Here is a 12,156-nt window from a genome sequence, read left to right on the forward strand (position 1 = left end):
ATTCCCGCGGCACAGGTGGTGATCTCGCCGGCCCTCACCGTGAAGCAAAGCAAGGAAGGCATCGCCGTCAACGGCAAGGTCACGCTGGACCTGGCCGACGTCGACGTGTCGCGCCTTCCCGGCGCGGGCGCCACCAAGGCCTCGCCCGACGTGGTGGTGGTGGATGAAAAGAACCAGCAGCAGGAAGAAGAAGCCACGCCGATCAGCGCCGATATCTCGGTGGACCTCGGCCAGAAGACCCATCTGGTGGGCTTCGGCATGGACGGCAAGGTATCGGGCGTACTGGCCGTGCGCGAGCGGCCCGGCCGCGTCACCAGTGGCCAGGGCCAGATCCGGGTGGACGGCGTCTACCGCGCCTATGGCCAGAACCTCAACATCGAACGCGGCCAGTTGCTGTTCGCTTCCACGCCCATCGACAACCCGGGGCTGAACATCCGCGCCTCGCGCAAGATCAACCCCAACTCCACCGTGGACGATGGCCAGAAGGTGGGCCTTTATGTCTCAGGCACCGCGCGCCGGCCCGTGCTAACGGTGTTCTCGGAGCCCACGATGGAGCAGTCCGATGCGCTTTCCTACCTGATCACCGGCAAACCCTTAAGCCAGGTGAAGGGTGGCGAGGGCAACCTCGTCGGCAGTGCGGCCCAGGCGCTGGGCTCGGCCGCGGGCGACCTCCTGGCCAAGAAGATCGGCAGCCGCATCGGCGTGGACGACATCGGGGTGCAGAACAGCGATGCACTCAACGGTAGCAGCGCCTTCACGGTAGGCAAATATCTTTCGCCGCGACTTTACCTAAGCTATGGGGTGGGCCTGTTCGAACCGGGCCAGGTGATCACGCTGCGCTACCTGTTCAGCCGGCGCTGGAACTTCGAGGCACAGAACGCCAGCGAGTTCTCCCGCGCCAGCTTCAATTACCGACTGGAGAAATAACCATGGCATCGCCCCTGTACGACATCGCCGTCGACGACATCGATGGCAAGAAGACCACCCTGGCGCCCTGGGAAGGCAAGGTGCTATTGATCGTCAACGTCGCCTCCAAGTGCGGCCTTACCCCGCAGTACGAAGCCCTTGAATCAGTGTACGAGACCTACCGCGACAAGGGCCTGGTAGTGCTGGGCTTTCCCAGCAACGACTTCGCAGGGCAAGAGCCGGGCACGGAGGAGGAGATCAAAGCCTTCTGCGAAACCAACTTCAACGTGCAATTCCCGTTGTTCGGGAAAGTGCATGCCAACGGCCCCGACCGCCATCCGCTGTACAGCTCGCTGATCCAGGCGAAGCCTGACGCCACCCCGAAGGACGGCGGCCAGCTGCGCGAGAAGCTGGGTGCGAAGAACCTGCTGCCACCAGGCAAGACCGACATCACCTGGAACTTCGAGAAATTCCTGGTTGACCGCAAGGGCAATGTGGTGGGCCGCTTCGATCCGGATGTCACGCCTGACGATCCGAAGCTCACCAAGGCAATCGAGACCGCGCTGGCGGCTTGAGGAAGTAGCCTGGCATGGGGGTCAGAGTTACGACTCTGACCCCGGTCGCGATGCGACAACGCTAGAATTTCGGTATGCGGATGCGACTGATCATGAACGAGCCGGAGATCGCGAACATCAACACCAGTGGATGCAGTTCGAACACGCCCCGCTGCGCCACGCCTAGCCACAAGGCATCTCCAATGGCGCCGTCGTATGCCGCCCAGGCCATGATCGCCACCAGCACCAGCGATGTCGGGATCGGCGTGCCCTCGAAGAACTTCACCTTGCCGTCCTGCGAATTGGCTTCCGCGGTAACGTTGTAGCGCGCCAGGCGCGACACACCGCAGGCGACGAAGAACGCCAGCACCACGCGGTCGAGCGAGCCCTGCATGCCGCAGCCGTAGCCGATCACCGCCGGGACCACGCCGAAGGAGATCACGTCGGCGAGTGAATCAAGCTCCCGGCCCATGGCCGAACTCTTCTGGCGCCACCGCGCCACGCGGCCATCGAGCACGTCGAATATGAGCGCCAGCGCCACCAGCGCGCAGGCCAGGTACAGGTGCCAGCGCTCGCCGTACTGCAGGTAGCTCATCGTCGAGAACAGGGCACTCACCCCGCTCACGGCATTGCCCAGAGTGAACCAGTCCGCCAGGTGGAATTCCCGGATCATGGAAAACACGCGGCGCGGCTGCGGCATGGGCTTGGGTTCGTTCGGCGGAGGTTCCGCGCATCATAGGGTGTGGGAGCGTGAAGAGGAATCCGGCCGATTGGAGTGGCCGCCTACCTGCCTAGCTGCCATCTCTGGTGTCGAGTCGTTAGCTCAACGCCCCTAGGCTGGCTCCCGGCTTCGCCGCGAGCTCGGCCTTGGGTAGAGGCTGGGTCTTCGTGGCCTGCTCGATTTGCCATGCGACGACCCGCTTCTTCGCGACAGCGGTTACTTCTTCAAGGATTCCGCACTCAGCGAGAAAGTCGTCGAAATTGCTTCCGATGTATTTGTTCTTGCGTGGCATGGTGCTCTCGAATTGCGCCGAGCCGATTATCAATGCCGTGCGCGACGAAAACTTATGCAGAAACACCATGCCTAACGCAGCAGCTTTACTGGACGCCAAGCCCCACGATGCTGCCTGCCTCAAGGTCGAGGCCAGCCATGGCTGCGAATGCTCGCCCGCGGTCAGCGTAATCCTTGAACTGGTCGAAACTCGGGGCGCCAGGAGATAACAACACTGTTCCACCGTTGCCAACGGACGCTCGAGCGAATTCAAAGGCGTGCGCGACATCCGCATGAAGCGACACGTTCGTCACGCCAGCCTCCTCCAGAAGATGGTGGATTCTTGGCCCGTTCTTGCCCTGGCAAACGATCGCCGCAGGTGGACTGTCCTTCACCGCATCAACAAAGCCGTGCCAGTCCAGCCCGCGGTCATGGCCACCAACGATCACCGCCACACGCTTGCCCTGGAGGGTCTCCAGCGCGGCCAGTGTCGCCATCGGCGTGGTGCTGATGGAATCGTTGATGTAGGTGATGCCGTCGCGTTCGCCCAGGGGTTGCAGTCGGTGGGGAAGCGCGTGGAACGAAGCCAGCGCCGGTGCGGCGGCCACGGCGTCCAGGCCCATGTGTTCGATCGCGGCCAGGGCGGCGCAGGCGTTCAGGGCGTTATGCGCGCCCGGCGCCGGGATGATCGACGCCTCCACTACGCGATCACCACCGCGGTGGATCCAGCCGCCGTCTACGTGCCAGCCATCGGGCCGGCCGAAAAAGAAACGCCCGGCGTGACCCTGCGTGCGCTCGATCAACGTGCCCTGCTGGCCGTTGATCAAAAGCGCCTTCGAGGCATCGGCCAGGCGAAGCTTGTCCTGCACGTACTGCTCGACGCTGCCGTGCCAGTCCAGGTGTTCCTCGTACAGGCTGGTGACCACGCCCAGGTCCACGTTGGTGGCTTCGGCGGTCTGGAAGCTTGAAAGCTCGATCGCCCATAGGTCCGCCTGCTCACCGTCCAGTTCCAGCAACGGCAGGCCGATATTCCCTGCAAGCGCGGTGCGCACACCCAGCGAACGCGCCAGGTGCGCGATCATCGCGGTCGTTGTGCTTTTCCCTTTGGTGCCGGTTACCGCGATGGTGCGCGCCTCCGGATGCGCCGCGAACCACAGCGCAGTCCCGGAAGTGAACGCCGTGCCACGTTTCCTGGCGGCGAGGATCTCGCTTCGATACGCGGAAATTCCCGGCGACTTCACCACGACGTCGAAGGCGGCCAGCAGGCCGTCATCAGGCACAGCCGTGCGGACGTCGAGCGAACCGAGCGCCTGGCCGAAAGCACGCGCTTCATCTTCTTCCGACGGCAGGCAGAACAGCGCCAGCGGCGCGCCGGGCAGGCGCTTGCGCAACCACGCCAGGGTGGCGCGGCCCTCGCGGCCGAAGCCCCAGACCGCGATGCGCCGTCCTTCGAGCTTAGTCCAGTGCATCCAGCGCCCCGTGCAGCCACGCTGGCACCAGGTGCGCGGAAGCCGGCTGCAGCTACGGTTCCACGGCCAGTAATGAAGCATCCAGTTGCGGCAGGATCTCGCGGCGGAAACGCGCTACCAGCGCGTCTTCCTTCCATTCGGCGCGTTGCGACAACGTATGCATGGCGGCGCGCGCCTCGGCGCCCTCGCCCACGCACTCGAACGGCTTGTGGTCGCGGAACTCCAGCAGCGCGTCGAAGCCGGCCGCCTGCGATTCGTCGTCGAGCAGGTTGCGCCCGAAGATGGTGAGCAACCGGGGCTTGGGCATGAACGGCGCCAGCGCCAGGAAGACGAAGTGGCATTTCGGGCACTGCCCGCACCAACGGTCGGCGGGCTTGGGACCCAGGATGCGGAAGTTGCGGTTGCAGCTGGAGAACACGTCGAAATACGGCGCGCCCAGCCTTGCAAAGGCGCGGGTAACGGCCAGTTCCGAATGCGGGCGCAGCAGCGAGCAATAGTCCAGGTCCTGGGCTACGTGACTGTGCAGGTACCCCTGCAAAGCCTGCTCGAACATGAAGCCCTTGCTCCATTGGTGGTTCACTTCCTGGCCTTCGTACTCGAGCGTGGCGACCGACGCGGAACGCTCGTTGGCGAACACCACTGCGCTATAGCCATAGATCACCGCGGCCATGGCGAGGATCGCCGAATTCACTGCAGTTACCGGAATATGCCCGTTCCAGGCGCCAAGGCGATTGAGCTCGAACAGCCCCGGGCTCAATTCCCTGCCTATGTTCAACATCGGCAGGCCGGTGCGAGCGGCACAGGCCGCGATCAACGGCGAATTGCCCACCCAGCTCGCCGTGGCGTCGGCGCCGATGGATTTCACCGCCTCGACCACCACGACCGAATCCTTGCCACCGCCGATCGGAAGCAGCGCGCGGCGGGGAAGCTGCAGCACACCCGCCGGCGGCAGGTGTCCGCCACGGGGAAAACGCACGCGGCCACGCAGGTCCAGCCCGTTGCGATAGGCAAACTCGGCCAGGCCATGCAGGTACAGCGCGTCGAGGAGATCCGCCGTGGCGTCGTCGGGTTGCTCGCCGTGCACCACGATCGTTTCGGGCACGGCGGCCTTGTAGTAGCTCACTCCAGCCATCAGGTGCAGCAGGCGCAACACCGCCGCCAGCGCGCCAGCGCGCTCGGCAGGCACCAAGGGAGCGTCGGGAAACCGCACACGCTCGATCAGTTCCTCGCCGTCGTCGAAGCGATAGACGAGTTCGGCGACACCGTTGGCATAGGTGTGGCGAACGAAATGGAAGCTCTGCGCCTGGCGCGGGTCAAGGCTCATGGCAGCACCACTTCGTCGGCGTCGTCGCGCAGGTTGTAACGGGAACTCATCACCGCACCATAGGCTCCGGTCTGGGCGACCAGGATCACATCGCCCTCGTTCGATTCGGGCAGGCGGCGGTCTTCGCCCAGGATGTCACCCGATTCGCATATCGGGCCGACGATCTGGTACATCGCCGTGGCAGGTTCCCCCAGGCGCGAGAGGTTGGCAATGTCATGCCAGGCATCGTACAACGCGGGGCGGATCAGGCTGTTCATGCCGGTATCCACGCCCAGGTAGCGCACGGTGCCCTTGCCCTTGTCCTGGTTCACACGGGCCAGCAACACGCCGGCGTCGGCCACCAGGTAGCGGCCCGGCTCCATCCACAGCGAGAACTGGGGGTAGGACGCGCGCACCTGCGCCAGCACCTTTGCCAGCGCGTCGATGTCCAGCGATGGCTCGCCCGGATGAGAGGGCACGCCCAGGCCGCCGCCGATGTTGAGCACGGTGATGCTGCCCACGCGCTCGGCAAGCGCCGCCAGCTGTCCGTACACCTCGCCCCAATGCGCGGCATCGAGGATGCCCGAGCCTAAGTGGGCATGCAGGCCGATCACCCGCGCGCCAGCCTCGCGGGCCAGGCGCAATGCGCCATCGAGCTGTTCGATGGGGATGCCGAACTTGCTGCCGATGCCGCCGGTCTTGACCTTCTCGTGATGGCCCAGGCCCCGGCCCAGGTCGATGCGCAGCATCAATTCGCGGCCAGCGAACATCGCGGCGTAGTGCTCGAGCGGGAACACCGCGTCGATGGTGATCGTGGCCCGCGTGGCCAGGCCCGCGACGAAGTCCGCGCGCGAGGCGAAATTCGGCGTGTAGAGAATGGGCGTGGATTCGGGCACCGCGGCCATCACCGCCGCCAGCTCACCGGGCGATACGCATTCCAGGGCGAAGCCTTCCTCGGCCAGCGTCTTGAGGATGGACGGATGTGTATTGGCCTTCACCGCATAGTGCAGGCGATCGACGCTGCCCAGCGCATGCAGCTTGCGCGCCTGCCCGCGCACGGTGGGCAGGTGGTACACGTAGCGCGGCGAGCGCTCGGCGGCGAGCTTGAGCAAGGTGTCGCGCTCGTCGCGCCACCAGGCGCGCATGGGCTTCACCTCGGCAACCGAGCCATACAGCGTTTGCCAGGCCGGGCCGAACAGCAGGCTATCGTCGGTGCGCAATGCGCCGGCACCGATCAGCATGTCGTGCAGGCGCGGCAGGATGTCGTCGACCACGTCTTCATCGACCACGAAGGTGATGTTGAGGTTGTTCGACGACTGCGAGATCAGGTGCACGCGCAGCTGCCCGAACTCGGCAAGCACCGCTGACAGCTTGTGCAGCATGGAACGCATGCCGCGGCCGACCAGCGTGATGGCGGCGCAAGGAGCGATCACCTTCACGCGGCAGACCTTGGCGAGGTCGGCCGCGAGCGCGGCCACGGCGTCGGAATCGAGGAGGTTCTCGGTGGGGTCCAGCGACACCGTGACGTTGGTCTCGGCAGAGCTGATCAGATCCACCGACAGCCCGTGCTTCTTGAAGTTGGCGAACACATCGGCCAGGAAGCCCACCTGCTGCCACATGCCCACCGATTCCATCGCCACCAGGGTGATGTTCTTGCGTGCACTGATCGCCTTGATGCTGGGTGCCTGTTCGCGCACCTCCGGGCCGATCACGGTACCGTCGAGTTCGGGGCGGTTGGTGTCCTTGATCAACAAGGGTACGCGCGGTTCGCGCAGCGGCGACAGGCAGCGGGGGTGCAGCACCTTGGCGCCGGTGGAAGCGATTTCCTGGGCTTCTTCGTAATCGAGCTTCTGCAACAGGCGCGCGCCGGCCACCTGGCGCGGATTGGCGCTGAACATGCCGGCGACGTCGGTCCAGATCTCCACCCGTGCTGCGTGCAACAACGCGCCGAAATACGCAGCAGAGGTATCGGAGCCTCCCCGGCCAAGCAGCACCGTGCGGCCTTCCTCGTCACGGGCAATGAAGCCCTGGGTAATGAACACCTCGCCAAGCTCCGCCAGCCGCGCGCACAAAACGCGGTCGTGGCGGGCCTCGACCATCGCCGAGAGCACGCGGGTGCGTTCGTTCTGGTTGGGCAGCGCCACCGCGTGCAGGCACTCGCGCGCATCGAGCCAGGTGGTGGGCAGGCCCTGCGCGGTAAGGAAGGCCGCGCCCAGCGTGCTGGACAACAGCTCGCCATGCGCCTGCACCTGGGCCGACCAGGGCAGTTCACCGAGCTCGGCGTGGCCGTCTGCCGCAAGTGTCGCCAGGTTGTCCAGGCGCGCATGCAGGTTCGCCGGCACATCCAGCAGCATTTCGTCGCACAGGGCGTGGTGGCGTTCGCGCAGGGCGCGGGCCTGCGCCGCGCGATCGATGACGTCGCCTTGGGACGCGATATGTTTGAGCGCGTCGGTCACCCCCGATAGCGCCGATACCACGATCAACACGCGGGCGCCTTCGGCGCGGCGGCTGGCGGCCAGTTCCAGGATATTCCGCCAGCGGGGGGCGGTGGCGACACTGGTGCCACCGAACTTCATCACAATCCAGGGGGCGTCCGCGGGGAGCGGGGCCGGAAACACAAGGCTCACGGGAATCTTCCGAGGGGGTTTGCCAAATCCTGTGAGTGTTGCGCTGCGTCAGGGAAAAGGCAACGGCAGCAAGGCACATGCCTCGGAACTGGCTCAAGTCTGCCTGGCAACGCTTGCCCGATGCGCCCAAGCCCGCCATTCTCTGGCCTTTTACGACCTTGGGGAAAGCTCGATGTCATCACCCAACCCGCCGGAGGGCTACGTCCGCAGCCTGGGCTTGCGCGACGCGGCGCTCATCGTAGTCGGCGGCATCATCGGTGGCGGTATCTTCCGCAGCCCGAACATCGCCGCCCAGCGTACCGAATCGGGCTTGTCGCTGTTGACGATCTGGGTGGCGGCGGGCCTGCTCACCCTGGTCGGCGCGCTCTGCTACGCCGAACTGGGTGCACGCCGGCCCCGCGCCGGCGGCAGCTATGTGTACCTGCGCGAAGCCTATGGCCCCATGGCGGGGTTCCTGTTCGGCTGGACCATGCTGCTGGTGATCTATTCGGGCAGCACCGCCGCCGTCGCCACGGTGTTTTCCGGCTACGCCCTCGCCGCCTTCGGCCTTCCGGCGGGCCTTGCCCTGCCACTGACCATCGGCGCGCTGGTGTTCGTCACCGGCATCAACCTTTTCGGCATCCGCACCGGCGCGCGCATCCAGAACGTCTTCACCATCCTCAAACTCCTGGCCGTGGTGGCGCTGGTGGTCACCGGCCTTGCCTTCGCCGGCGCCGGCAGCACGCAGGCGCTGTCGGCCGACCCCAGCATGCACGGTGTGGGCTTTGCCGGTGCCTTCCTGCCGGTGCTCTTCGCCTATAGCGGTTTCACCTACCTCAACAACCTCGGCGGCGAAGTGCGCGACCCGCAACGTACCCTGCCGCGAGCCCTGGGGCTGGGCATGCTGGTGGTGATCTCGGCCTATGTCCTTGCCAACTATGCCTATCTGTCCGTGCTGGGCCACGGGGGCCTGGCCAGCAGCGAGGCACCGGCGGCGGACGTCATGCGCCGTGTTTTCGGCGACGCGGGCGCCAAGGCCATCGCGCTGGGCATCGCGATATCCACGCTGGGTTTTTGCAACATCACGCTGGTTTCCGGCGCGCGCGTGCTGCAGGCCATGGGCGAGGACGGCCTGTTCTTCCGCAGCGTGGCGCGCCTGCACCCTCGTTGGCGCACACCCAACGTGGCCCTGATGTTGCTGGCTGCATGGTCGATCGTGCTGGCCGCCAGCGGCAGCTACGGCCAGTTGCTCGACTACGCCACTTTTGCCGACTGGCTCGCCTGCGCGGTTACCGTCACCACCTTGTTCTGGTACCGCAGGCACGATGCAGCCAACCCGTCGTTCCGTGCGCCATGGCATCCATGGCTGCCGTTGCTGTTCATCGGCGCGGTGGCCGCCGTGGTGGTGGTGACCATGCTGGACAACCCGACGAATGCGGGCGTCGGCGTACTGATCGTGCTTGCCGGTATCCCGGTTTACCTAGTCTGGCGACGGCTGTTCAGTAAAAGCCACGTCTAAAACACGGCGGACAATGTGAGAATAGGGAAATAACCAGGAGAAATCATGCAGCAGCCGCAAGTCCTGCAAGCGCCACCCACCAGTGAAATCAAGCCTGAGCCCATCCGCGAGGGCATGGAACTGGTGGTCAACGGCAAACGCTTCCGCCACACCGGCGACGAGGCCCTGCCGTTGCTGTGGTACCTGCGCGACCTACTGCGGCTGACCGGCGCGAAATACGGCTGCGACGAAGGCGAGTGCGGTTTCTGCACGGTGCTGGTGGACGGAAAGGCCGCGCAGGCGTGCCGGCTTACCATGGGCCAGCTTGCCAACAAGCACGTGACCACCGTCGAGGGCTTAAGCAAGCCCGATGGCAGCCTGCATCCCCTGCAACAGGCATGGATCGATGAAGATGCCGTGCTGTGCGGCTACTGCCAGCCTGGCCAGTTGATGGCGGCGGCCGATCTGCTTGCCCGCAAACCCGACCCTTCAGACGCCGATATCGACCGCATCGGCACGCTGTGCCGGTGCGGCAGCTACCCGCGGGTGCGCAAGGCGATCAAGCGTGCCGCCAAAGCCATGCGGGACGCCGGCTGATGACGGACACGCTGTGGCTTTCGCGCCGACGTTTTTTGAAGGTGATGGCCGGCACCGCCGGCGCGCTGGTGGTGGGCATCGGCAGTGCCCGCGCCGACGCTCCTCCCGTGCCGCTGGCGCTACTGGGCGATGCCTGGAGCCAGGTGGGGCCGTACCTACGGCTGGACGCCGACGGCCGCATCTTCATCGGCGCGCGCGACCCGGACAACGGCGAAGGCACGGCCACGTCGTTGCCGCGATTGGTTGCCGAGGAACTCGACGCCGACTGGACACGCGTGGTGGTGGTGCCCCTGGGCCTGGGCGTGGAAGACGGCAATGGCGAGCCGCGCTGGCTTTACGGCCGCCAACGTAGCGGCCAGGGCGACAGCATCCCCGCGGCGTGGACCGACATGCGCCAGGCCGGCGCACTGGCCCGCTCGATGCTGCTGCAGGCTGCAGCGCAACGCCTGGGCGTGGCCGCAGGGCAACTGCGCGTGGAGAACGGCACGGTGATCGCCCCGGATGGCCGTCGCGTGAATTATGGCCAGCTTGCCGAAGCCGCGTCGCAGCTTGCCGTACCCGACACCGCGCCAAGAGTGAAAACTCCCGACCGCTTCCGCCTGGTGGGCCAGCCCGTGGGCGACGTCGATGCCCACGCCGTGGTTACGGGCAAACTCATCTACGCCATTGACGCTACCGACGGCGACGGCATGGTCGCGGTACTTTCGCGCTGTCCCTACCCGGGCGGCACGCTCGATACGGTGGATACCGGCGATACGCTGAAGGTCAAGGGCGTGCTGCAGGTGATCCAGCTCCAGCCGGAAGCCGGCCAGGGATTGGGGATGACCGCGCTGGCGCCAGCCGTGGCGGTGCTTGCCGAGGACACCTGGTCGGCGCTGGAAGGCCGGAAGAAACTCAAGCTCTCCTGGAAGCCTGGCGCACATCCCATCCCGACCCTGTCGGACCTGGAAAAACAGGCGCAGGTAGCCTTCGACAGCCCGGACGCGCTGGTCACCGTGCTGCGCGACGATGGCGATGCCGTGGGTCTTTTGAAGAAGAAGGGCGCGCGCCGCATCGATGCAACCTACGTGCAGCCATGGATCGCCCACGCCGTGGCCGAACCGTTGTCGTGCACGGTGCGCGTGGACCCGGACACAAGTGCCGTGGTCACGACCGCCTCGCAGGCACCGCGCGATGCCTACACCATCGTGCAGCGCATGACGGGCCTGCGCGCCTCGCAGATCCGCATCGACGTGCCGCGCGGTGGCGGCGCCTTCGGCCGCCGGCTGCTGCACGACCACCTGGCCGAAGCGATGATCATCGCCATGGCCGAGAAACCCGAGCCGCTGCGCAACCGCGCGATCAAGGTGATGTGGACGCGCGACGAAGACCTCGCCCACGATGCATGGCGTGCGCCGACGATCCACCGCATGAGCGCCACCATCGACCAGCGCAAGGGCATCACCGGCTGGGTGCAGAACATGGCCAGCCCCAGCCGCGACCTTCCGGCGCCGGCGCGGCCGTGGATGTCCGAGCTCGTGCAGGACGCCATGCCCGCGGGCCTGGTCAACAACTTCCGCAGCAACTGGTACGCGCTCGATACGCCAGTACCGCGCGGCGAGTGGCGCGGCACGCCGCATCTGTCGCATGCGTTTGCCAGCGAAAGCTTCATCGACGAGATCGCCAACGCGTTGAAGGCCAACCCGCTGGACGTACGCCTGCGCCTGTTGGGTGAGCCGCGACAACTACCGTATCGCGGACCGGGCGGTCCCACCGTCGACACCGGACGGCTGGTGAATGTCTTGCGCCAGGTTGCCGACCGCATCGGCTGGCAACGCTGGGTGCACAGCGAAACCGGGCTCGGCCTGGCCTGCTATTACGTCAACGGCGGTTACGTGGCCCACGCCATCGAGGTGGCGAACAAGGGCAACGGCCAGATCGACGTCATACGCGCGGTTTGTGCGGTGGACGTGGGCCAGCCGGTCAATCCACTGGGGCTCGAGGCCCAGGTGATGGGTGGCACGTTCGACGCACTTTCCACCGCGATGAACCTGTCGATCACCTTCCGTGACGGCCAGGTGCAGCAGAAGAATTTCCGCGACTATCCCATCGCCAACGCCGCTCAGATGCCTAACGAAGTGGAGGTGATCATCGTGCCGTCGGAAGCTGCGCCCGCGGGCGCCAGCGTGCTGGGCATGCCCACCGCCGCACCTGCCCTCGCCAACGCGGTGTTCCGCGCCACCGCGGTGCGCG

General features: G+C 65.9%; 9 protein-coding genes and 1 pseudogene. 5 read left to right on the plus strand and 5 right to left on the minus strand.

Annotation, left to right across the window (positions count from 1 at the left end; all coding sequences use genetic code 11):
• Nucleotides 1-927 (plus strand): translocation/assembly module TamB domain-containing protein (locus tag VK519_RS04090; RefSeq protein WP_324347863.1); only part of this gene is annotated, 927 nt, incomplete at its 5' end.
• 2 nt (nt 928-929) lie between these two features.
• Nucleotides 930-1,481, plus strand: a complete 552-nt coding sequence (locus VK519_RS04095) for a glutathione peroxidase (RefSeq protein ID WP_324347864.1) — start codon at nt 930-932, stop codon at nt 1,479-1,481.
• A gap of 61 nt (nt 1,482-1,542) precedes the next feature.
• Here VK519_RS04095 and pssA read toward each other — a convergent pair whose 3' ends face one another.
• The 5 genes and pseudogenes from pssA to VK519_RS04120 all read right to left on the minus strand — a co-directional run bounded on the left by pssA (nt 1,543) and on the right by VK519_RS04120 (nt 7,799).
• Nucleotides 1,543-2,160: a CDP-diacylglycerol--serine O-phosphatidyltransferase gene (gene pssA / locus VK519_RS04100; protein ID WP_324347865.1), complete on the minus strand. Its 618-nt coding sequence runs from the start codon at nt 2,158-2,160 to the stop codon at nt 1,543-1,545.
• A gap of 118 nt (nt 2,161-2,278) precedes the next feature.
• The gene (locus VK519_RS04105) at nt 2,279-2,572 is read right to left on the minus strand and encodes a hypothetical protein (protein WP_324347866.1); all 294 of its coding nucleotides are present in this window, start codon (nt 2,570-2,572) and stop codon (nt 2,279-2,281) included.
• The gene (gene murD, locus VK519_RS04110) at nt 2,559-3,920 is read right to left on the minus strand and encodes a UDP-N-acetylmuramoyl-L-alanine--D-glutamate ligase (RefSeq protein WP_324347867.1); all 1,362 of its coding nucleotides are present in this window, start codon (nt 3,918-3,920) and stop codon (nt 2,559-2,561) included. The genes VK519_RS04105 and murD overlap by 14 nt, the downstream gene beginning before the upstream one ends.
• A pseudogene (murL, locus tag VK519_RS04115) lies at nt 3,907-5,244 on the minus strand (UDP-N-acetyl-alpha-D-muramoyl-L-alanyl-L-glutamate epimerase). Before murL ends, murD begins: the two are co-directional and overlap by 14 nt.
• Nucleotides 5,241-7,799 (minus strand): bifunctional aspartate kinase/diaminopimelate decarboxylase, encoded by a 2,559-nt coding sequence (locus VK519_RS04120; RefSeq protein ID WP_324347868.1) that lies wholly within the window; start codon nt 7,797-7,799, stop codon nt 5,241-5,243. The pseudogene murL and the gene VK519_RS04120 overlap by 4 nt, the downstream one beginning before the upstream one ends.
• Nucleotides 7,800-8,022: 223 nt before the next feature.
• Between VK519_RS04120 and VK519_RS04125 the strand changes: the two genes are divergently transcribed.
• From VK519_RS04125 to VK519_RS04135, 3 genes are all read left to right on the plus strand, one after another.
• Nucleotides 8,023-9,348 (plus strand): APC family permease, encoded by a 1,326-nt coding sequence (locus VK519_RS04125; RefSeq protein WP_324347869.1) that lies wholly within the window; start codon nt 8,023-8,025, stop codon nt 9,346-9,348.
• Between the two features lie 45 nt (nt 9,349-9,393).
• Complete coding sequence (locus VK519_RS04130) at nt 9,394-9,924, plus strand: (2Fe-2S)-binding protein (RefSeq protein ID WP_324347870.1); 531 nt, start codon at nt 9,394-9,396, stop codon at nt 9,922-9,924.
• On the plus strand, nt 9,924-12,156 hold a 2,233-nt coding region (locus tag VK519_RS04135), incomplete at its 3' end, for a xanthine dehydrogenase family protein molybdopterin-binding subunit (protein ID WP_324347871.1). The genes VK519_RS04130 and VK519_RS04135, both read left to right, overlap by 1 nt.

It is taken from the genome of Pinirhizobacter sp., assembly GCF_035317885.1.
GTDB lineage: Bacteria > Pseudomonadota > Gammaproteobacteria > Xanthomonadales > Rhodanobacteraceae > Pinirhizobacter.